We start from the raw sequence: 20789 nt of genomic DNA, 5'->3' as shown, positions 1-20789 counted from the left end.
CTTCCACCAGTAAATCGGCCGTGGGAGCATGGGTGACCACCTATGACAAATAATACCTATGTCGGTGCGGTTGACCAGGGAACGACCGGCACGCGCTTTATCGTGTTCGATCACGAGGGGCAAGTTGTCGCGAACGCGTACGAAAAACACGAACAGATCTATCCGGAACCCGGCTGGGTCGAGCACGACCCGACCGAAATCTGGGAGAACACCAAAGACGTCATTCGACGGGCGCTCGGGCAGGCGAGCATTAGTCCCGACCAACTCGAGGCCATCGGCGTGACCAACCAGCGGGAGACGACGTTGCTGTGGGACGCCGACTCCGGTCGGCCGGTCCACAACGCCATCGTCTGGCAGGACCGTCGCACGACCGACCGCGTCGAACAACTCGAGGAGGACGGCTTCGTCGAGACCATCCGCGAGAAGACCGGGCTCGAGGCCGACGCCTACTTCTCGGCGACGAAAGCCGAATGGCTGCTCGACAACGCCGATCCGATCAAACTCGAGCGCTCCCGGCCGGAGGACATCCGCGACCGCGCGGAGAAAGGCGAGGTCCTCTTCGGGACCATCGACACGTGGCTGATCTATAACCTCACCGGTGAGCACATCACCGAAGTCACGAACGCGTCGCGGACGATGCTGTACAACATCCACGACCTCGAGTGGGACGACGACCTCCTCGCGGAGTTCGACGTTCCCGAAGCGATGCTCCCCGAGGTGCGCCCCTCGAGCGACGACGCGACCTACGGTTCGACCGATCCGGATGGGTTCCTCGAAGCCGAGGTTCCGGTCGCGGGCGCGCTCGGCGATCAACAGGCGGCCCTGTTCGGCCAGACCTGTTTCGACGCCGGCGACGCGAAGAACACCTACGGCACCGGCTCGTTCTTCCTGATGAACACCGGCGACGAGGCCGTCGAATCCGACCACGGCCTGCTGACGACGATCGGCTTCCAGCGCTCGGGTGAAGACGTCCAGTACGCACTCGAGGGGTCGATCTTCATCACCGGCGCGGCGATCGAGTGGCTCGAGGACATGTCGCTGATCGACAACCCCGCCCAGACGGCGGAGCTCGCCCGCAGCGTCGACTCGACGGACGGCGTCTATGTCGTCCCCGCCTTTACCGGGCTGGGCGCACCCCACTGGGATCAGCGCGCACGCGGCACCATCGTCGGGATGACCCGTGGCACGCGGCGGGAACACGTCGTTCGCGCGACCCTCGAGTCGATCGCCTACCAGACCCGGGACGTCGCGGAGGCCATGGAAGCCGACTCGGGCATCGAGATGACGTCGTTGAAGGTTGACGGCGGCGCGGTCAAGAACAACTTCCTCTGTCAGCTACAGTCCGACATCATCGGCTCGGAGATCGTCCGCCCGGTCGTCGACGAGACGACGGCGCTCGGCTCCGCGTACGCGGCCGGCCTCGCCGTCGGGTATTGGAGCGATCCCGACGAGTTACGCAGCAACTGGCAGGTTGACGCGGAGTTCGAACCGAAGATGGATCGGGCGGTCGCGGACAAGCGGTACGATCGGTGGTCGGACGCCGTCGAACGAGCACGTGACTGGGCGCGGGACGGGGAGGAGTAACCATGATAGAGGTGCTACTGCAGGTCCCCGTCATCGGCATGGAGTTCGAGCGGTTCGCCGTCCTGTTCATCGCCGCCCTCGCCGGCGGCGCGTTCGGCGCGGCCCTCGGCGCGTTGCCCTCGTTCGTCTTCACGGGATTCGTGGTCTTCCTCGGCGAAGGGATCGGCATTCTGCAGCGAGAAATCGGGAGTAGCCTCGACGTCGCCGGAGTAGGGGAGATCGCCACCGGCGTTACCGGGACGATCGGCTTCGGCGCGGTCACCGGTCCGCACATCGCCTTCGCCGGCGGCGTCGCCGCAACGGCGTACGCCGGCCGGAAGTATCCCGAGATGGAACCCGACGACTGGGACTACCACTTCGGGAAGGACATCCTGTACGCGTTCGGGACCAAACCCGACATCCTCGCGGTCGGTGCGATCTTCGGCGTCGTCGGGATGCTCATCACCCGGGTGATGGGTGGGCTCGGGTTCCCGACGGACAACATCGCGCTCTCGGTCGTCGCGACGGCGTTCCTCGCCCGCGTCGTGTTCGGCTACCCGATCGTCGGCAAGGTCGGCGGCTCGAGCCTGCTCGATATGTCGCCGTTCGAGCGCGAGGAAATGCGCGTGGCGGCCGATGGCGGCACCGAAACCGATCGGTTGGCGACCGAGCCCTGGCTGCCACACCAGTACAAGTGGTCCGGCGTGACCGCGATCGGTCTCGTCGGCGGTCTCCTCGGCGGCTTCATCTGGCTCAGGACGGGGAGTGTCTTCATGGGCTACGCGATTTCCGCGATGAGCCTGCTGTTCCTCAACCTCGGCGTCGAGAAGATTCCGGTTACCCACCACATCACGCTGCTGGGCACTGTGGGTGCGATGATCGCGATGCCGGCCATCGGTAGCCAGCCGGCCGCCCTGCTCGTCGCCGGTGCGTTCGGCGCGATCAGCGGTCTCATCGGCGAACTGAGTCAGCGCGTGTTCTACTCCCACTCCGGGACGCACGTCGACCCGCCAGCGATGGCTATCGCGGCGTTCATGTTCGTGCTCGGGCTGCTATATCTGACCGGGCTGTTGCCCAACCCAGGCTACCTCAACCTGTGAGGTCGATTTCGTTCCACGGCTAATGCCGTGGATTTTCACCTCGCGACCGCTGTAACTGGGGCACCCGTAGCCGCTGTGTCACGACACACCTGTTCGCACGACGGCTGGACGATCAGTGCCGCGATCGTTGCAGTTGGTCCGATAGCGGCCATGCTCACCGGGGCGGTGTTTTCTCGCTCTGAATACGCTGAGACTACTTTACGGAGTTCGTCCCGATGCGGTACGTACGGGGATAGTCGATGGAGGAAGCGACTCAGGAGGAAGTCAACGAGGCGATTCGACGACTCGAAGAAGACGCGGACTCCGACGAGCGCGTCATCGCAGATTCATAGCTGTGTCGCCGAGGACAACGCCACAACTCACAGCGCCCTGTACCCACCACGCGCACATCTCCGGTCGACACGCCCCACTCGAGAGGGAAGAACGGAGACTACGCATATCGGACGCCGTTGAACGCGTAACCGACTTCTGCAACGGTATCAACACGGACGCTGTGACGGTGTGAAGCGAGACGCAAGGCAGTCAGCGATCCGTTTGTGACCGCTTCTGACATCGTTCGGAACGCTCGAGCGGGGAGCCGAGACCACAGAGAGAGTCACGATGCAGGAGACGGATGTGTTGCATCAAGACCGCTATTCTTCGGCTGTCCCTTCGACTTCGTCGAGCAGTTCCGTAATCACGTCGTCAAAGCTGTCACCCGGATCTTTCCGCAGTGTAAGCCGCTTCCAGGTCTCCGTCGACACCGTTACTGTTGTCGTCTCATCGGCCATAGTATGGCTATGAAACTCCGATTTCAAAGCATCCACCATATCATAGTTTGACTGTTCTATTACCCAATGGTTTTATTGTTTCATGAGATGGTGAGGTATGTGGAGTGACATAAACAGACCTGACGCTCACAGGTCAACATCGACGGCCCGGTGTCCTAGCACCGGACCGCAATCAACTCCCAAACCCACTCCCGGAAGCCATGCACGACGACGACCCGCGGGGGCTTGAACCCCCCGCTCGAGCAGACGAATCAGGATCAAATCGACTTGTGACTGATAGTGGACGGAGGTGGCCGTCGCTCACGGCCCTCCAGCGGGACTGTCTCGAGGGGATCGCGTGCCTCGAGCGCGAGGGGGAACCAACTCACCAAGCCGCGCTCGCTCGCGAACTCGAGCACACGTATCCGGCCCTCGACGACACCCAGTTGTACCCCACGATCACGGTCCTCGTCGGTCATGCCCTCCTCAAGCGCGGGGACCGGCGGGGCCACGGCCGGGTCGAGTATACACCTACCGACGCCGGCCGGGCCCTCTTGCGGGCGCGCATCGAACGTCTCGCCGACGCCTGTGGGCTCGTTATTGTCGACCGTACTGACGGCACCCCAACGCGCGAGACCGACGGATGACGACCGACTCACGGGACGGCCATCCACAGTGCTCCGGCTGTGGGGCTCCGATCCCCGAACGCGACCCGCTCGTGGGCTGGTGGCTCTGTGACGACTGTCCGCTCGCTCTCGCCGACGACGGCTCCAGGCTCGCGTGATCGAATCCCGCCACCACGGGTATCCGGTCCGAGCGGGGCCGCCGTCCTCGAGCCTGTAAGCCCGGCAATCAGGCATTATGCGTCTCCATTCGCCGTCCCCCGTCTCTTTAACGGTAGCAATGAGCAGTAATCCGTTTTCTATACTCCGTTCACCGGTCTGCCATCGACGAGGCAAGTGTCGGAGTACCGAACTGGGCACAAGTCCGGATCGGCTCTTCGGCGATGCGCCTCGAGCGACGGCGTGGACGGCTCTCCAGAGTGCCCAGAAACACCGCTGAGTGTGCATTGAACTCAAAGCACATTCTTTATTATTCTGGCGTATCATCTGCATGGCAGATGACGGAGCCAATCGAAGGCGAGACGCGAACGTACGAGCGAACGTTCACGGTCGATGACGTCCAGCAGTTCGCGGCGCTCACCGGTGACGACCAGCCCCGACACACTGAGCCGGACGCGGACGGACGAGTGATGGTGCAGGGATTGCTGACGGCGACCCTGCCGACGAAACTGGGAAGCGATAGCGAGGTGTTGGCCAGTACGATGGAGATCGACTTCCATCGGCCGGTCTACACCGGCGACCCGATCACCTGTCGATCGACGTACGACACGGTCCTCGAACGGGACGACCGCTACGAGTTCACGTCGGATGTCGTCTGTGAGAACGGGGCCGGGCAGGTCGTCTTGACCGCGGTAACCGAGGGGATCATCCAGAAGGACTCCTGACAGCAGAGTGGTCGCCCGCGTGTCGCAGGCTGAGGCTGACTCGCGACGAAGTCGTCGAGGGCCCCCGTCGCGCCGTCGGTCCCGACCCGGCCCGACCCGACCCCTTTATGTCGTACAATCCTCGAGTGAGAACTATGACAGCTGCCCCGCCGCTCGTCCTCGATATCGATGGCACGCTGACCCGCCCGGAGGGTTGGGGGATCGATCCCCGCGTTTTCGAACCGCTGTACGAGTGGGACGCGCCGATCGTGATCGCCACCGGGAAGGCCTTTCCCTATCCCATCGCCCTCTGTCACTTCGTCGGGATTCCGGAGCTCGTCGTCGCCGAGAACGGCGGCGTCGTCCATACCGGCGACGATGTCTTTTTCACCGCCGATCGTGAGGCCGCCCGCGCGGTCGTCGAGGAGTACCGGGCCGCCGGCTACGACCTCGGCTGGGGCGCGGCCGACACCGTCAACCGCTGGCGCGAGACCGAGATCGCGGTCAGCTTGGACCAACCGCTCGAGCCCTTACGCGAGATCGCCGCGGAACACGGTCTCGAAGTGATCGACACCGGCTACGCCTACCACGTCAAGGACACCGACCCGAACAAAGGCGAGGGAGTCGCACGGATCGCCGATTACGTCGGCATCGACCCCGCGGACTGCGTCGCCATCGGCGACTCGATCAACGATGTCTCGACCTTCGAGACCGTCGGTCGCGGGTTCGCCGTCGGCAACGCCGACGAGGCGGCGAAAGCCGCCGCGGACGAGGTGCTCGACGACATCCACGCCGACGGGACCCTCGCCGTCCTCGAGCGGATTCGTGGCACGAAGTGACCGGTTTCGGGGCCGCGAATAGCCGATTCACGGCCGTGAAATACGCTCCTATTTTTATGTATCTCCTGGCGACAGGTCGAACTACCGTGTCCGCCCTTCCGAACTGGATCGATGAGCGGATCGACCGGAACCTCGACAACACCCTGACCCAACGCCACGTCGTCGAGACGATGTTCGAGTCCGAGCGGCCGTTCTTCTCGATTCGACAGTTGCAAGCGCTCGTCAAGCCGGATATCAGCAAGGCGACCGTTCGAAACCGCCTCCACGAACTCCAGGAGATCGATGTCGTCGCCACCGAGACGTATCCGGAGTCGGTGACGCTGTACTACATCGATTACCCGGCGTCGGACTGGCCCCTATCGCCGGAGGGGAAACGGGCGCTCGTGACGGACTCCCCGCTGGATCGGCTCTCCACGCGGGACTTTCTCACGATGCGGGATACGGCCGGCATCCGAACGCTCGTGCTCGCCGGGTTTCAGTTGACGCTCGTGGCGTTCGCGCTCGGCGGCGGACTGACCGTCGTCGGCGCGGATATCGGCACGGAGAGCGATATCGTCCTCTGGGATACGGCCGCTGACCTGTTCGGGATCAGCCTCCTGCTGTTGTTCACCGAACGGGGGGCACGCTGGCTTCGGTCTCGGGATGTCCTACCGGACGCGCTCTCGAGCGACTGAATCGACGAACTGCCCGACCGGCGATGCCGGTCGCGACACGAGACCGGGTTCTCGACCACGCCGACGCCGAACCTCGGACCGGAACTGCTCGTTGACCGTTCGTTCGCCGGGATCACCGTTCATCCGCGGGCGTTCGTTGCCGGGAGCGTCGGTGCCGGCTTCGTCTCCCCGTCTCGACGAACGAGTGTCCGAGGACAAGGCACGAACGGATCGGTGAGTCCGCACCCGCCGCTCGCGCCTCGAGCGCGATCGGTATCCGTTTCGATCCGGTCCATCCGGCCGACGCCCGCCAGATCCATCGCTGTCCCGGCAGCCCGCGGTCCCGTTTCGGTCCGAACTGCACCCTCACAGCGGCGACGCTTCCGGTCGAGGGGGATTCGGCTCGAACACCTGAATAGCCATTTCACGGCTGCTAATGGGCGGTTCGTGGCCGCGAAATTCGAGCCCGGATTTACCTATCCGTGATTGTTCGAGATGATTGCAATGTTCGGACTCCGAAATCGGTCCCCCCGACAATGCGAGAGCGAATCATCGACGACGACTACCGCCATGAGCCGGCGGCGCGTCCTCCAGGGCGGTGCGGTTACGACAGTGCTGACTACTGCCGGCTGCCTGGGCGAGACGCTCACTGCCGGCGACTCGAGCAGCGGCGACGGCGAGCCGACGAGCGCTGACGGTGACATCACGGACGGCGACGAATCGGCGGCGCTCGAGGACGAACTGCGGCCGCTCATCGACGACTATCTCGATGCGGCCGCCGCCGAAGACACCGAGACGATCGCGACGCTTACCCACGGCTCGAGTCCACTTCATCCGGCGGATTGGGAAGAAGCGGGCTGGGAGTTCCAGGGCGACGCTTACGAGAACATCGACGGCTACGAGATCGAGCGCGTGATCGAAAACGCCGCCGTCGAGGACGCATCCGACCTGACGACCGTCGACCTCTGGTTCGAGGACGACGAGTTCGCAAAGGCAGTCGGATCGAACGACATCGCGATCGTTGAGGTTGCGTCCGACGAGCTCACGGCCGAAGAGCTCGACGTGTGGGTATTTGTCACGGAAGGCGAGGCGTGGAAGGTATTCCTGATCGGGACCGAAGACGAGACGCCGGAGGACCCGACGGAGGTGTTCAAAGAGCCTATCGAGGACGCGGAGAACGATGTCGTCGCGAAGATCGACTGGGAGTTCGATCAGGCCAACCTCGGCGAGGAGACGGAGTGGGCACGGGTCCACCTCACTGACTCGCCGGGCGTCGACGCCGATACCGTGCGCATCGAATCGACGATCGCCGGCACGGAGATCGAATTCTATAACGACGAAAACGGCGAGCTCTCATCGACCTGGGCGGGCGCAAGCGGAACCGTCGAACTGAATCCGGACGGCGACCAGATCGTCGTGACCGCGATCGACGGAGACGACGAACGGGTCGTGCACCGCCAACACTACGAGCCCTGAAAGCGGCCGCTTCGGCCGGCGACGCCTTCGTTATGCTACCTCTTTCCCGCGTTCGAGTCGTCCCTACCCGTGCCGTCGGTGAACTCGTCGGTTTCGGCCTCGGCGGACGACTGCACATCGGTGATGTCCACCTCCGTGTCGACTCCTCCTCGTCGATGGCCCGCTCGAGGGTCTCTTTCTCGGTGACCGCGCTCAGTCCCCTCTCCGCGACCGCGGACCGGATTTCGCCGGCATCGATCGCCGAGTCGACCCGTCCGTCGTTCGTCGACGACTCGAGCGCCCGTCGGACGATCAGATACCCCACCAGCGCCGCGCCGCCCAAGGCGACCGCGCCCGGAATCCCGTATCGTTTGTAGCCGAAGGTGACCGCCTTCTTGCCGATCGTGTAGGCACCAATCATACACGACTGGTGGGCCGGAACGGGGAAGTGCGCGAGGCTTTCGTACGGAAGCGAGGCGCGGACGGCCGGACGCGTCCCGGACCGCTCTCGCCGCCGGTCCCGCGTACTGCCGGCCGTCGGCGCGTCGTCGCGAGCCGGCGGCGCATCGCGACACTGACTTACAGCCGGCGGGATAACTCCGGATATGGTTTCCCTGCAGGCGATCGCCGTCGCCGTCATCGGGTTCGCGGTCGTCCTCGGCTCCGCCGCCGCCGTCTACAGGGATGCGACCCGGCTCGAGATTTCGCGGCCGGCGCTGTGGGCGGGGTTCGTGGCCGTCACCTGTGGCGGTGGACTGGCCACGTATCTGGGCCCGCCGAACGTGCCGATTCCCGGGCTGCTCGTGATGGTAATCGCGGGTCCGGCGCTGTACCTCTTCGAACGCGACGACGCGAGACACGGGGACGAACCCGCCGATCCCCACGCGCTGCCCGACGGTCCCGGCGGCGACGGTGCGAACGAGCGCCGAAACGAGGAGTAGGCAGCCCGGACACCACTGGCCTTTTGCCCGCGCCCGCCCAACGTCAGGCATCATGAGCGACTCCGCGAATCCCGGCGCTGACGGAGCGACCCGCGACGCCGCCGAGGCCGACGGCGGCGGCCCGGCACAGGTCTCGAGCCCGGACTACCACAGCGAGAACCACACGGCCGCCCAGACATGCGGCTGGACGGCAAACGCCCTGCGCGGTGAGGGGAAGTGCTACAAGAACATCTTCTACGGCATCGAATCCCACCGTTGCATCCAGATGACGCCGGTCGTCCGGTGTAACGAGCGCTGTGTCTTCTGCTGGCGCGACCACCAGGGGCACTCCTACGAGATGGACGATGTCGCGTGGGACGACCCCGAAGCGGTCGTCGACGCCTCGATCGACCTCCAGAAGAAACTGCTCTCGGGCTTTGGCGGCAACGAGGAGGTCCCACGCGAGGTGTTCGAGCAGGCGATGGAACCCCGTCACGTCGCCATCTCGCTGGACGGCGAGCCGACGCTGTATCCCTATCTCCCCGAACTCATCGAGGCCTTCCACGACCGCGACATCACCACCTTCCTGGTCTCGAACGGGACCCGTCCCGAGATGCTCCGGGACTGTGACCCGACCCAGCTCTACGTCAGCGTCGACGCCCCCGAACGCCACACCTTCGATCAGGTCGTCGGCGCAATGGAGGACGACGCCTGGGAAAAGCTCCTCGAGACGATGCACGTCCTCGCGGAGAAGGACGATACCCGAACCGTACTCCGGACGACGCTCGTCAAGGGCGAGAACATGCACAATCCGGACTGGTACGCCGGCTTCTATCAGCAGGCCGATCCCGACTTCATCGAACTGAAGGCGTACATGCACGTCGGCCACTCGCGGGGTCGACTCGACCGATCCGCGATGCCCGAGCACGACGAGGTCATCGAGTTCGCCGAGGAGATCCGGGACCACATGCCCGGCTTCGACGAGGTCATGGGAGTGCCGGCGTCCCGGGTTGCCTTGCTCTCGCAGACGAAAGACACGTGGGTGCCGAAACTACAGAAAGGCAGCGAGTTCTGGGAGCGCGACCCGGTCACGGGCGACTGAGCCGGACCGCCCGTTCCGTGATGGCCACACTGCCGCCGACCGGCCGCGGCGAGAACATTTACGTACCGAACGACGGAAGAATCAGAGGTGTCCCTGCGATCGTTCATCGACGAGATCGGAACTCCCGACCGGACGATCGCCGTCATCAGTGACGACACGACGGGGCCCCTCGAGCGAATGCTCGCGGAGACGTTCGCGGAGCAACCGATCGGCGTTGAATCGAGCGTGACGATCCCGGCGGCTTCCGATATCGGGCCCGAGATCGAGAGCGCGCTCGAGGCGGCGGGCGATACGGCCGTGCTCTTCGAGGACGGACAGCCCGTCGCCGCCTCGCCGATGCGGGACCTGTATGATTCGATCCTCGCGATCAACTCGGACCTGTTCGTGACTGGTGCACGCGGCGTCGGCGAGATCGAACTGCCGGCAGTTCTCGCGAACCTCGACGAGATGCGACTCCGGCTCTGTGGCTACCCGCTCTCGGACAAGGAGAAACTCCTGCTGATCATCGTCTCCCGGTACATCGAACAGCGCGCCTGGGCGACCGGTCGTGGCACGCTTCGCTCGGCGTTCCAGCGCCTCTCGCGTATCGGCGACGAGATCGGCACGCGGGACGTCTACGCGACACTCGCTGCGACCGACGTCGAGACACACGTGTACGGGATCGACGACGGCGCGACGGTCGATCTCGACGTGACCGCCCACACTGGCTCGAGAAGCGAGTATCGGGACGCCTGGTTCGTCGTCTACGATCCGGCCGGGACGGGAGCGGCCGCCGCTGCCGAGTCGGCGAGCGGTCCCGTCGCGCTCGTGTGCCTCGAGACCGAGCCGCGGACTTGGGACGGGTTCTGGACGTACGATCCGGATCGGGTGGCGGCGATCGACGCGTACATCGCCCGCGAGCTCTAGAGTCGCGAACTGCGGACGACGCCCCTGATCGTCACGCGGAGTTTTCTGCTGATGGCCGCCAGCGTGACGCCGTAGACCGCCGCACCCAGTGCGATGATCGCGAGGAGCTGGTACCAGTGGTCGATGGCAACAGCGCGCTCGACGGGGACGATCACGGCGAACATCACGAGGCCGGCGGCGAACTGTTCGCCCAGCGTCCGCGGGAACAGGACGACCGTCGAGAGTTCGCGCTTGACGACGGCAGCCGAGAGGGCGTAGCGGAGCGTTTCCGCGACGACCGTCGCGACGACGACGCCGATCGCGCCGTAGGCGAGCGTCAGTGCGACGCCGAGGACGACGTTGAGCGCGAGCGTCACGGCCGAGATCCGCGTGTTGCTGTCCGGGCGGTCGATTCCGTAGAGCACGCTCGTGAGCACGCCGGCCTGGGTTTTGGCGACCTGATAGGCCGCGAGGCCGACGAGCAGCGTCGCAGCCGCGCTGTACTCGGGTCCAAAGAGCGTTACGACGAGTTGCTCCGGCATGGCGACGGCACCGAAGAACATCGGGATCGCGATGATGCTGGTAAACGAGAGCGTATTCGAGATGTCGGGTCCGAGCGACTCGCCCTCGCTGTGGCGGTGGCTCACGCGGGCCATCAGCCCGCTCGAGGCGGCCATCGTGACGAACGTCGCCGGGACCGTGAGCTTGAGCGCGACCTCGTAGTGGCCGGCGGCGGCCGGTGCGAGTAGGTAGCCGAGTAGAATGATATCGAACCGATCGTAGGCCTGTCCGAGAAACGAGTTGGGAACGCTGTATCTGGCGTACGACCAGAGGTTCGCGAGGGTGTCCCGGGTCGGTACGACCGGTCGCGTCCGGACGAAATACCAGAGGACCGGAACCGTCAGGAACGTCGCGGCGGCGAGCCCGTACGCCATTCCCGCCGCGCCGAACCCGAGCACGATCAGGCCCAACTGGAGCGGGAAGGTGAGCACCGACCGGAGCGTGTCGGTCCACATCGAGGCCCCGACGCGGCCGCGGGACTGCACGATCAGATCGAGCGGTTCGAAGAGCGTGACCGCGAACAGCAAGACGACGAACAGGAGCGGCGCGTCGGGGAGCCCCGTGTAGGAGACGAGCCACCCCGACGCGATGATCGCCGCGGCGATGGCGAGTGCCATCCACACGAGCGTGAACAGTCCCTGACTGCCGATCAGCTCCCCCGACGGGGCGTCGACCTCGGAGTATCGCTTTTTCACCGCCGTCCCCCACCCGTTGACCGCCCGGTCGGCGAGCTTCACCAGCGCAAACAGGAGGTAATAGCCGCCGAACCCGGTCGGGCCGAGCACCCGCGCGAAGACGATCGTACCGAGGAACCCGATCGCGGCCATCGTGAACTTCGCCGCCGTTGCCTTGACCGTCTCGCCCCCGAGGCTGACCGTCGTCGCGTCACTCATCGCTGCCGGTAACTCGGTTGCCGTCGCGCGGTCGCTCGCTCGACGATGCCCGGACGGAGCCGCCGCCGATCCGGTCGATCGCTCGCATCGGAACCGGGGTCACAGATATCCCAGCTCCTCGAGTTGGGATTCGAGACCCGAGAGGTCGGCCTCCGAGAGGTCCGCGCGGCGCTCGAGGCCGGCGATCTGCCGATCGAGTGCCGCCTCGAGCGCCGCCGGCTCGCAGTCGCCGATCGTTCGGGTCTCGGTCAGGTCCTCGAAGTAGTAACAGTCGGCCGTCGCGAGCCCGTGACGTTCGGTGTCGACCCGCGCGACCGCATAGCCGTCGGCCTCGAGCGAGAGCCGGCGTCGCCTGGAAATGCCGTGAAACTCCGAGAGCACGTTCGACCGGAGTTCCAGCGCGGGCGGGTCGCTCGAGAGCAGCGGCCGGACCGAGTTTCCCCGGCGGTGATCAGCGTCGATGCCGGCGAGGTCGAGCAGCGTCGCGTAGACGTCGAGATGGGTCACGAGGGCGTCCCGCGTCGCTCGCGTCCCGCTCGCGTCGGGCGTCCGGTGGCTCGCGTGCGGGCCGGGTGCGGAGACGACGAGCGGGACCCGCATCACGGGCGGATAGAGCCCGCTGCCGTGTTCCCACGCGCCGTACTCGCCGAGGGCCTCGCCGTGGTCGGCGAGCGTGACGACGTAGTCGAACTCGGACGCGAGTTCCCCGTAGATGGCCCGGTAGATGTCCGAGAGGTATCGGACGGCGTCGTCGTACGCGGTCGTGATTCGCTCCGGTTCGGACGGCGGCTCCTCGAGCGTGGCCTTCACGCCGTCGAAATGGGGCGGGTCCGCGTTCGGATCGGTACGGTACTCGTCGGGCGGATCGTACGGCCGGTGGGCCTCCATGAGGTTCGCAAACAGGAACTCCCGATCGCGGTCCCACGAGCGGTCACGAACGTACTCGAGCAGTTCTCCCGCGCCGTCGTCGCGATGGCGTCCCTTGAGCCCCATGTCCCGGAGCTTCATCAGGGCACCCTGTTTCAGCGATTGCGTCGTATCGCAGTCGCCGTCGACGCAGCGCCAGAGCGCCCGAAGGTACCGGTCGGGGCCGTCGGACTGGTGCTCGGCGATGAACGCGTCCCAGTCGAAGACGTTCGCACCGAGTCCGCGGAGCCGCCAGCCGCCGTCGAACTCGTCGAACCCGTGGTGCCAGCCCAGCCGTTCGGAGATGTTGACGTTACAGCTGAACGCCCGCGTCCGGTACCCCCGGCTCTGGAGCAGTTCGGGGAGGCGCGTCGTGTGCCGATCGAAATCCTGTGAGGTGATCGTCACGCCGGCCTCGCTCGCGTAGCGGCCGGTGAACAGCGAGGCGTGGGCCGGGGCCGTCCAGTGACTCGTGCTCCACGCGTTCGTGAACTGCACGCCCGGCAGCCAGTCGAAGTGCTCGTCGAAGGCATCCGCCCGGAGCGTGTCGAGCACGACGAGAGCGATGGATGGCTCGTCTCCCATGGTCGCGTGTCCGCTCATCCTACCAGCCCTCCGCCGAAGAACCTATCCCCGGCAATGACCGACCGCGGAACGGTCGCTGCCAGTCCGCTGTGTATCGGCATCGTCACGCTCACAGGACCGTTGCGATCCCCTCTTCGAGCGCCGCGACCTGTGCCGCTTTCTCGCGCTCGAGGGCGTCCATGTCGAACCGGATCGGTTCGCTCGTAACGTCGCCGTCAATCGGCACCCGATCGAACAGGTGCGCTCGCGGCGTGTCGAAGTAGAACTGCGCCCGGTTGCCGTAGGTCAGGGCCGGGAGGCAGGCGTGGATTCGGTCCGACCGCACCACGTCCGCGTTGGCGTACAGAAAGAGGTAATCAGTCACGAGATCCGAGACGAAGGCGTTTTCCGTCTCGAACAGCGGCGTCTCGAGGCCGACCAGCTCCCGCGCCCGCTCGCCGACCGGAAAGTGGTACGGTTCGTCGAACGGCGCGTGATCCGGCCGAATGATCGTCGCTGTGCCCTCGATGTCGGGTTCCGCCTGTTTGTCAAACGTGTGGACGTCGAACGCCTGATTCGCCGCGGGCGGCTGGTACCGGTCGGCCAAAAACAGCGAACAATCGATGCCGTCGTACCGGTACTCGACGAGGTCGCTGTACGCCTCGTACGCGGTTCGGTCCCGCGTGAGCAGGACCTCGATGTCGAGCGCATCGAAGACGGCCGCGACATCGTTCCGCTCGGCCGCGTCGTATTCCTCGCCGCCCCCACCGACGATGACGATGGGAATATCCCGTTCCCTGAGCCGACGCAGCGTCTCGAAGTATTTCCGGAACGTCGGCCGGGAAAGCACACAGCCGGGGAGGACGGCTAGATCGGCGTCGAGCAGTTCGCTGATGTTCACCGCGTTCCGCCGAAGTCGGTGGGTCGGCGACTCGTAGTCGCCCTCACTATACCCCGCCATCCGCTCGAGTTTTCGAGTGCCCCGCCACAGCGCCGCGGTGTCGGCCGCGTGGTTTGGATACCCGCCCGTTTCGACGATCTCCGCGTCGGGAAACGCCCGCTCGAGCATCGCCCGCGCCCCGTAGTCGATGAACCCGTTCCCGATGTTCGTCGTCCACGTCCGCAAAAGCAGGATTCGCATTGCGCCCCTGTCCACCGGAATCGGGCATAATTATGCGGGGGCTACACCCCCGAAGGGCTCGGTTCGGCGTCGGGGCCCGTTTACTCGTGGCACGGCGTGGGGAGACCGGGCGCGAATACCAAGCCTTAATCGTGGCCAGCAGAGAGGCACAGACAGCGGGATGGGATAGCCAGGAGATTCCGGCGGGCTCATAACCCGCAGACCGGTAGTTCAAATCTACCTCCCGCTATGTTCTGGCGCGAACGAATCCGTGAGCGGCATCCATCGCACGGTGGTCGTTTGAACCAGGGAGCAGGTTCGCTGCGACCGTGGTTCAAATCTACCTCCCGCTATTTTTCGACGCGAACAACGACGTAAAACGGGGTGACGAGTGTCGTGCCCCTCGAGCCGACGCGTTCCGAACCGGGACAACTCGAGGACACACAGCCGATCCGGTGGGTCCGTGGGTCGCTTACGCATCCCTCGTGCAGTATCGGCACCCGGCCTCACCGTCGTTCGGCCGACAGCGCGCGCCGCCGCACACGTACTCAGTCGGGACGACACGTCTCCGTGACGAGCGACGGCCGTAACGGGCGACTAAACCGCGACACCGGCTGACGGTCGATGGGATCGGTCAGTCGAGATAGCCGAGTTCGCGCAGGCGGTCGGTCGGCATGTCGATCCCCTCGTCGCTGCCGGCTGCGCCAGTCTCGGACTGCGCCGCGCGCTCCTCTACCCACCGTCGGACGTCGTAGACCGACCGCGGACAGGTCTCCGCCGTGGAACTCGCGTACGCGCGCCAGGAGTGACTTGCCGGGGTCTCGCCTGCGTCGGGCGGATAGAATGCGGTTCGCATGCCGTGGTCGCTGACGACGAGGAGGTCGTCGTCCTCGCCGAGAGCGGCGACGATTTCGTCGACGAACCCGCCGACGCGGTCGTAGGCGCGTCCCAGTGCGGCCTCGTCGTCCGCGTAGGCGTGACCCGCGGCGTCCAGCGTGTGGACGTGGACGCCGGCGATCGAAACCGGATGCGCGAGCATCTCGCGGGCCCAGCCGAACTGCTGGGCACAGAGTCCGAACAGTTCCCGTTCGAACGCGTGGCGGGGCATCCCTTCCGCCACGGCGTTCATCAGGTCCCAGGCACGCTGGAGCGGCCGCCCGTCGGCGACGCCCGGCCAGTTGTGGACGACCGCGTCGTCGGCGTCGAACATCGATTCCCGATCCGTCTCGCCGATGCGCTCGCGCGTGCCAGTCCGTGACCGAACGAGTTTGCCGAGCGTCCCCCGAGTCGATTCGTCGAGGCGACCGGTGACTGTCGACGCGAGATCGAGGGCCGGATTCGCCCACTCGCTGGTGCCGCTGCCGGTGATCCCGTGTTCGGCCGGCTCGAGCCCGGTCGCGACGGTCGCCCAGACCTCGGGCGTGTACGGAACCGCCTGCGTGTTCGCGAACGTCTCGATCTCGCCGCCCGACTCGAGGCGGACCGCGTCGAGATCGAAGTGGTCGACCAACCCGGCATCGAGCGCGTCGAGCGCGAGGACGACGACCGTCATGCGTATCCCAAATCCTCCAGATCCTCCTGCAGCGCGTCTTCCTTGACGACGTATGCGGGGTCGAACCGCTCGAGTTTTCGCTCGAGGGCGGGGGCCGCCACCCGCTTGCCGTCCTCGAGTCGAGACGTTCCGTCATCCGTCGCGATGTGGGTGGCGGTCATGGCGGCCTTTCGGTCCCCGTAGGCGGCGAAGGCGACCTCGCGATCGAGCGTGCCGACGCCGTGTTCGGTCCCCGTCAGGATCGTCGGGACGTCGACAAGCGAGACGACGTCTCCGAGATCGGGGGCGTTCCGCGTGCCGAACGGGACGTTCAGCAGTTCGGGTCGCATTTCGCCGGGGTGGCCCCACAGCCCGTCCTCGCCGAGCAGTTCGCCGTGGTCGCCACAGAAGACGACGCGAGTGTCGTCGGGAACCGCATCCCAGAGTCGATCGAGCACCGCGTCGAGTTCGGCGACCTCCCGGCGGTAGAGGTCCCGCACGAGGGCTTCGTCGGCCTCGGAGCCGCGCCCGGAAAGGACGCGGCGGGTGACCCGCTGGGCTCGCGCTCGGTCGATCGTCGCGCCGTCGGGATCGTACGGGTGGTGCGGTTCCATGAAGTGCAACCAGCCGAACCACTCCTCGTGGCCGTCGATCTCGGCCAGGAACTGGTCGACGACGGCGTCCGCGGGCCGGAACGATTTCTCCGGTTCGTCGACGTAGCTCCGGAGCTGCTGGTATCGGTTGTAGCCCCAACTGGCGAGCTTGTAGGGCAGCGAGCCGCGCTCAAGCAGGATCGCACCCTTGTCCTTCAGCGACTCGCCGCCGCCTTTCGGCGACGTGAACGAGTCGAAGCCGGCCGCGTAGCCGTACGCCGCGGACAGCAGGTGATTCGTCGTGATCCCGACGCAGTGAGCGTCGAACGCGTGGGCGACGCTCGCCGTCGACTCGAGGCCGTTGCCGGCCGGGTATTCCCCGCCGATAATGGCTGGGAAGCTGCCAGGTGTCGCGGTGCTCGTCGCGAAGGCGGCGTCGTGGGTGGCATCCAGGAAGTCCAGGGTACGGGGCATAGACTGGACGTGATCGGTTCTGAGCGAGTCGACCGTGACTAGCAAGGTTGTCTCCGTCATGGGTAGTGATTCGTGTCCACCGTCGGCAGCGGACTCGTGTTCGTGGGTCGCCGTGATCCGCTCGTACTCATAGGTAGCCCAGGTCCTCCAGTCGCGCGCGGCTCGCCGCGTCGACCGTCTCGCCGACCGCCGTCTCGTCGCGCTCGGCGGCGGTCACCCAGTCGCCGAAGGCGGACTCGAAGCAACCGTCCGGGACCGTCTCGTCGGGACGTTCGGCCTGCTTCGACGGCGGCCCGGAGACGTCGTACACCGCCTCGGTGCCGAGTTGGTCGCGGGAGTACTTCCACGCACCTCGGTAGACGACCCGCTGGCCCCGGTCCCAGTAGGATTCGTCGCCGCCCTCCGGGATGCCGGAGCCCGAGCCGACGATCTCGGCGCGAGCGCGCTCGCGCTCGAAGGCGAACGGATCGAACGGCTCCTCGCTCGCGAGCGCTCGGATCACGCTCCCGAGGTCGGCGTGGGAACTGAGCCCGTCGACATCGACGAGGGCAGTGCCGTCGGCGACCGCGCCCCGCTGGGCGGGTGGTGCGTCGTCGACCGCGAACTCGAGGGTGTGACCACCGGTCGTGATGATGTCGCACGGGACGTGCAACAGCCCTTCGGAGAGGCTGCTCATGTGATTCATGAGGTAGCCGTCCGATTCGTAGCCGAGGTTTTCGCCGTGGTCGGCCGTCACGACCAGGATCGATTCGCGGTCGTCGCCACGCTCGAGGGCACTCACGAGGTCGGCGACGACTCGGTCGAGGTAGTCGACCGTCGCCGCGTACAGCCGGCGGACGCGTTCGACCGCCGCACCGAACTCGCCGAGGCCGTCCGCGGCGTTCACGTCCGAATCGCGGAACGAACTCGAGTGGAAGTCGGCGGAGACGCCGTGGATCGAGTCGTCCAACCCGCGAAACGGCGTATGCGGGCCGTGGGCATCCATGACATTGGCGAACGCGAGTACCGGTCCATCGGGTTCGGTAACCGACCGCTCGAGGGTGCGGGCGATCGCGCGGCCGCCGAAGTCGGTCGGTTTCTCGATCGGCAGCCTCCGACTCACGTCGTCGAGTTTGAGCAGGACGCCGTTGCACAGCGACCGCAGCGGGTGGTCGTGTGCGAGGGCCTGACGGACGAAGGCGGCGTAGGCCTCGACGCCGTCGGTCGATCGATCGGCGATATGGCGCTGGACGTCCATCCCCGCCGGAAGCCGGCGACTCGGCGAAATCGGGACCGTGCGATCGAAAAAGCGGTCGAACCCGAAGACGGGGCTGGCGTAGATGTTCGACGAGACACAGACCGACTCGTAGCCCTGCCGCTCGAGGGCCGCGATCCAGGTGTCCGCGGCGTCGATCGGGTCGAACCGGCGCTGGTGGGCGTGGACGCCCGTTTCCGACGGGACCGACCCCGTCAGGAGGCCGGCGTGGCTCGGGACGCTCCAGCCGGCGAGCGCCCGCATGCCCTCGAACCGGACCGTCGCCATCTCTCGGAGGCGGGTGGCGTACCGGTCGTAGATGTCCTTCCTGACGGTGTCCAGACAGAGGACGACGACGTTCGGACGGGTCGTTCCGCTCATGTGACGTGCTGAAGTGCGTCGCTGAAGCGCTTCCGCTGTGTCGATTCGGTCAGGTCGGCGACGAGGCCGCGCTGGTCGCTCGCGATGGACCGCCGCGCCGCGGGCGACAGGTCGGCGAACGCCACCAGCCCGTCGAACAGGCCCGCCTCGGTCGGCGGAACGACCTGTCGAGCCGGCAGCAACTCCCGGACTCCGGTCGCCTCGGTGACGATCGTCGGCGTTCCCGAAAGGAGTCCCTCGAGCGCGGCGACGGGAAACGCGTCGCCCCGCGAGGATTGAACGTAGACGCTCGCACGGTCGAACCAGTCGGCGAACGCGTCCGGATCGACGAAGCCGGGCGTGACGACGCGGGGCAGTGCCGCGTACGGCTGCTCGTCGTGGCCCGCTCCGAGGACGACCAGTCGAACGGCTGTCTCGACGGCCCCGGCGAACCGGTCGACGGCTCGAGCCAGCCGATCGTAGCCGTTCGCGGGTTTGGCCTCGCCCGCCGAGAGAACGGTAAACGGGTCCGCGGGCGAACGCGGGGAGAGCGCGGCGAGCCGTTCGTACTTCGCGTCGGCGATCGGGGGCCGAACGTACGCGACCGGGACGTCGCCGATGTACGGCCGTGCCCAGCGGAAGGCGTCGCGGCCGACCGCGATCACGCCGTCGAGCAGCCGGTTCGTGAGCGGTCTGAGGGCGCGCCAGAGGTATCGCGTCGGCCGTTCGGCGAGCGTATAGAAGGTCTCGTCCGCGGCGAGGTAGACGAGGGTCGTCCCGGGATGGCGCAGTTTGTAGGCCAGTCCCGTCTGGAGCGGTGCGCTCCCCTCCGCGATGAGCGTCTCGTAGGCGGGCAACGTGCCGGCGGTTCGAAGCCGGTCGAGCGTCCGGTCGGTGTTGCCGCCGGGTTCAGGCGGTCGAGTGCCGGTTTCGAAGTGGCGGCGATCGGCGCTCACGGCGTCGGCGAAGACCCGGTGGGCAGGGTGTGCGTCGCTGTTCTGATAGAGCAGACACCGGTCGCTCGTCGCCGCTTGCCGCGAACGCGATGTCTCGGTCGGCGCTCGAGTCATCGAGTCATCGCCTCGATCGCGTGCGGTCGGTTTCACGGATCGAGCACCTCCTCGGGACGCCGCTCGGGTCCGCGAACGTCGTCCGCGTGGGCCGATTCGCTCACCGGTTCCGGGGGAGCGTCGCCGGCCGCCGTCTCGGCAACGATCTCGCGAAGCCCCGCGGCGAAGCGATCGTACTCGTAGCGCCGGGCCGCCGCGCGGATCTCGTCGGCGTCGAAGTCGTCGGGATCGAACCGTCGGACCGTCTCGCGGAGGGACGCGACCGTCGGCGCGAAGCACAGCCCGGTTCGTCCCTCCCGGACCTGATACCGCGTGAACCCCTCGTCGACGCCGAGCAGTGGCTTGCCGGCCATCATGGCTTCGGCCCCGACGAGGCCGAAATCCTCCTGTTTCGGCGCGTAGACGACCGCGCTCGCTCGCGCGACGAGCGACTCGACATCCTCGACGTAACCGCGTACCTCGATGTTGTCGTGGTTCTCGGCGACCGTCTCGAGTCGGTCGCGCTGTTCGCCGTCGCCGGCGATCACGAGGCGTTCGTCGAGCCCCGCAAACGCCGTCGCGATCAGAGCGATCCGCTTCTCGGGGGCAAGCCGGGACCAGGTGACGAAGTAGCCGTCGTCGCCCTCATTGCGCCAGTCACCGGTGACCGGCGGGTAGACTACCGCCGCGTCGCGGTCGTAGAACCGCCGGATGCGGTCCTGGACCAGGTCGCTGTTCGCGACGAACTGGTC

At 66.3% G+C, this 20789-nt stretch carries 20 protein-coding genes, 1 tRNA gene and 1 pseudogene; 12 read left to right on the top strand and 10 right to left on the bottom strand.

Annotated features, from left to right (window positions below):
• The first annotated feature begins 42 nt into the window (after positions 1-42).
• Both glpK and C486_RS05230 read left to right on the top strand, forming a co-directional pair.
• Positions 43-1584 carry a glycerol kinase GlpK gene (gene glpK, locus C486_RS05235; protein ID WP_008453827.1) on the top strand — a complete coding sequence of 514 codons (1542 nt, stop codon included), beginning with the start codon at positions 43-45 and terminating at the stop codon, positions 1582-1584.
• A gap of 2 nt (positions 1585-1586) precedes the next feature.
• Complete coding sequence (locus tag C486_RS05230; RefSeq protein ID WP_008453826.1) at positions 1587-2663, top strand: hypothetical protein; 1077 nt, start codon at positions 1587-1589, stop codon at positions 2661-2663.
• Between the two features lie 632 nt (positions 2664-3295).
• On the opposite strand, the gene C486_RS20835 is transcribed toward C486_RS05230, so the two are convergent.
• Positions 3296-3433, bottom strand: coding sequence for a DUF7557 family protein (locus tag C486_RS20835; protein WP_008453824.1), 138 nt, complete (start codon positions 3431-3433; stop codon positions 3296-3298).
• Positions 3434-3702: 269 nt separating this feature from the next.
• Here C486_RS20835 and C486_RS05225 point away from each other — a divergent pair, with 269 nt between their 5' ends.
• The 6 genes from C486_RS05225 to C486_RS05200 all read left to right on the top strand — a co-directional run bounded on the left by C486_RS05225 (position 3703) and on the right by C486_RS05200 (position 7866).
• Positions 3703-4059, top strand: a complete 357-nt coding sequence (locus C486_RS05225) for a helix-turn-helix transcriptional regulator (protein WP_008453822.1) — start codon at positions 3703-3705, stop codon at positions 4057-4059.
• Positions 4056-4196, top strand: coding sequence for a hypothetical protein (locus tag C486_RS21585; RefSeq protein ID WP_008453820.1), 141 nt, complete (start codon positions 4056-4058; stop codon positions 4194-4196). Before C486_RS05225 ends, C486_RS21585 begins: the two co-directional genes overlap by 4 nt.
• A 336-nt stretch (positions 4197-4532) precedes the next feature.
• On the top strand, positions 4533-4919 hold the full coding sequence (locus C486_RS05220) for a hotdog domain-containing protein (RefSeq protein WP_008453819.1): 387 nt from the start codon (positions 4533-4535) through the stop codon (positions 4917-4919).
• Between the two features lie 134 nt (positions 4920-5053).
• Positions 5054-5737: an HAD-IIB family hydrolase gene (locus C486_RS05215; protein WP_008453817.1), complete on the top strand. Its 684-nt coding sequence runs from the start codon at positions 5054-5056 to the stop codon at positions 5735-5737.
• Between the two features lie 86 nt (positions 5738-5823).
• A complete protein-coding gene (locus C486_RS05210; protein WP_008453815.1) occupies positions 5824-6411 on the top strand; it encodes a hypothetical protein in 588 nt (195 codons plus the stop codon).
• 549 nt (positions 6412-6960) lie between these two features.
• Entirely contained in the window at positions 6961-7866 is a 906-nt protein-coding gene (locus C486_RS05200; protein WP_008453809.1) for a hypothetical protein, read from the top strand.
• 35 nt (positions 7867-7901) lie between these two features.
• On the opposite strand, the pseudogene C486_RS20030 reads toward C486_RS05200, so the two are convergent.
• Positions 7902-8266 (bottom strand): annotated as a pseudogene (locus tag C486_RS20030) (hypothetical protein).
• Between the two features lie 184 nt (positions 8267-8450).
• Between C486_RS20030 and C486_RS05190 the strand changes: the two are divergent.
• From C486_RS05190 to C486_RS05180, 3 genes are all read left to right on the top strand, one after another.
• Entirely contained in the window at positions 8451-8786 is a 336-nt protein-coding gene (locus C486_RS05190; RefSeq protein ID WP_008453805.1) for a hypothetical protein, read from the top strand.
• Positions 8787-8838: 52 nt separating this feature from the next.
• Positions 8839-9867 carry a 4-demethylwyosine synthase TYW1 gene (twy1, locus tag C486_RS05185; protein WP_008453802.1) on the top strand — a complete coding sequence of 343 codons (1029 nt, stop codon included), beginning with the start codon at positions 8839-8841 and terminating at the stop codon, positions 9865-9867.
• An 87-nt stretch (positions 9868-9954) separates the two neighbouring features.
• Entirely contained in the window at positions 9955-10773 is an 819-nt protein-coding gene (locus C486_RS05180; protein ID WP_008453800.1) for a sensor protein, read from the top strand.
• Here C486_RS05180 and C486_RS05175 read toward each other — a convergent pair.
• The 3 genes from C486_RS05175 to C486_RS05165 form a co-directional block, all read right to left on the bottom strand.
• Entirely contained in the window at positions 10770-12206 is a 1437-nt protein-coding gene (locus C486_RS05175; RefSeq protein ID WP_008453797.1) for an oligosaccharide flippase family protein, read from the bottom strand. The two genes, C486_RS05180 and C486_RS05175, sit on opposite strands and share 4 nt — an antisense overlap.
• Before the next feature lie 99 nt (positions 12207-12305).
• Entirely contained in the window at positions 12306-13715 is a 1410-nt protein-coding gene (locus C486_RS05170) for a sulfatase-like hydrolase/transferase (RefSeq protein WP_008453795.1), read from the bottom strand.
• 91 nt (positions 13716-13806) lie between these two features.
• Positions 13807-14817: a polysaccharide pyruvyl transferase family protein gene (locus tag C486_RS05165; RefSeq protein ID WP_008453794.1), complete on the bottom strand. Its 1011-nt coding sequence runs from the start codon at positions 14815-14817 to the stop codon at positions 13807-13809.
• A gap of 154 nt (positions 14818-14971) precedes the next feature.
• On the opposite strand from C486_RS05165, the gene C486_RS05160 reads away from it, so the two are divergent.
• A tRNA-Met gene (locus C486_RS05160) sits at positions 14972-15046 on the top strand.
• 384 nt (positions 15047-15430) lie between these two features.
• Here C486_RS05160 and C486_RS05155 read toward each other — a convergent pair.
• The 5 genes from C486_RS05155 to C486_RS05135 all read right to left on the bottom strand — a co-directional run.
• Positions 15431-16348, bottom strand: a complete 918-nt coding sequence (locus C486_RS05155) for an alkaline phosphatase family protein (RefSeq protein ID WP_008453792.1) — start codon at positions 16346-16348, stop codon at positions 15431-15433.
• On the bottom strand, positions 16345-17454 hold the full coding sequence (locus tag C486_RS05150) for a sulfatase-like hydrolase/transferase (protein WP_008453790.1): 1110 nt from the start codon (positions 17452-17454) through the stop codon (positions 16345-16347). The genes C486_RS05155 and C486_RS05150 overlap by 4 nt, the downstream gene beginning before the upstream one ends.
• A gap of 67 nt (positions 17455-17521) precedes the next feature.
• Complete coding sequence (locus C486_RS05145; RefSeq protein ID WP_008453788.1) at positions 17522-19009, bottom strand: sulfatase-like hydrolase/transferase; 1488 nt, start codon at positions 19007-19009, stop codon at positions 17522-17524.
• A complete protein-coding gene (locus C486_RS05140) occupies positions 19006-20094 on the bottom strand; it encodes a glycosyltransferase family 4 protein (RefSeq protein WP_008453786.1) in 1089 nt (362 codons plus the stop codon). Before C486_RS05140 ends, C486_RS05145 begins: the two co-directional genes overlap by 4 nt.
• A partial coding sequence (locus C486_RS05135) for a glycosyltransferase (protein ID WP_008453784.1) occupies positions 20091-20789 on the bottom strand: 699 nt, incomplete at its 5' end. The genes C486_RS05135 and C486_RS05140, both read right to left, overlap by 4 nt.

The sequence above is a fragment of the Natrinema gari JCM 14663 genome (genome assembly GCF_000337175.1).
In the GTDB taxonomy this organism is placed as follows: domain Archaea; phylum Halobacteriota; class Halobacteria; order Halobacteriales; family Natrialbaceae; genus Natrinema; species Natrinema gari.
Note: the sequence above shows the minus strand (reverse complement) of the source record. Positions and strands in the feature narration are given on the sequence as shown.

Excerpts from the sequence above, each read along its gene's own strand:
- C486_RS05175 (WP_008453797.1), bottom strand. The coding sequence starts at position 12,206 with ATGAGTGACGCGACGACGGTCAGCCTCGGGGGCGAGACGGTCAAGGCA.
- C486_RS05145 (WP_008453788.1), bottom strand. The coding sequence starts at position 19,009 with ATGAGCGGAACGACCCGTCCGAACGTCGTCGTCCTCTGTCTGGACACC.
- C486_RS05190 (WP_008453805.1), top strand. The coding sequence starts at position 8,451 with ATGGTTTCCCTGCAGGCGATCGCCGTCGCCGTCATCGGGTTCGCGGTC.
- C486_RS05220 (WP_008453819.1), top strand. The coding sequence starts at position 4,533 with ATGACGGAGCCAATCGAAGGCGAGACGCGAACGTACGAGCGAACGTTC.
- C486_RS05215 (WP_008453817.1), top strand. The coding sequence starts at position 5,054 with ATGACAGCTGCCCCGCCGCTCGTCCTCGATATCGATGGCACGCTGACC.
- C486_RS05150 (WP_008453790.1), bottom strand. The coding sequence starts at position 17,454 with ATGACGGAGACAACCTTGCTAGTCACGGTCGACTCGCTCAGAACCGAT.
- C486_RS20835 (WP_008453824.1), bottom strand. The coding sequence starts at position 3,433 with ATGGCCGATGAGACGACAACAGTAACGGTGTCGACGGAGACCTGGAAG.
- twy1 (WP_008453802.1), top strand. The coding sequence starts at position 8,839 with ATGAGCGACTCCGCGAATCCCGGCGCTGACGGAGCGACCCGCGACGCC.
- C486_RS05165 (WP_008453794.1), bottom strand. The coding sequence starts at position 14,817 with ATGCGAATCCTGCTTTTGCGGACGTGGACGACGAACATCGGGAACGGG.
- C486_RS21585 (WP_008453820.1), top strand. The coding sequence starts at position 4,056 with ATGACGACCGACTCACGGGACGGCCATCCACAGTGCTCCGGCTGTGGG.
- C486_RS05200 (WP_008453809.1), top strand. The coding sequence starts at position 6,961 with ATGAGCCGGCGGCGCGTCCTCCAGGGCGGTGCGGTTACGACAGTGCTG.
- C486_RS05230 (WP_008453826.1), top strand. The coding sequence starts at position 1,587 with ATGATAGAGGTGCTACTGCAGGTCCCCGTCATCGGCATGGAGTTCGAG.
- C486_RS05155 (WP_008453792.1), bottom strand. The coding sequence starts at position 16,348 with ATGACGGTCGTCGTCCTCGCGCTCGACGCGCTCGATGCCGGGTTGGTC.
- C486_RS05170 (WP_008453795.1), bottom strand. The coding sequence starts at position 13,715 with ATGAGCGGACACGCGACCATGGGAGACGAGCCATCCATCGCTCTCGTC.
- glpK (WP_008453827.1), top strand. The coding sequence starts at position 43 with ATGACAAATAATACCTATGTCGGTGCGGTTGACCAGGGAACGACCGGC.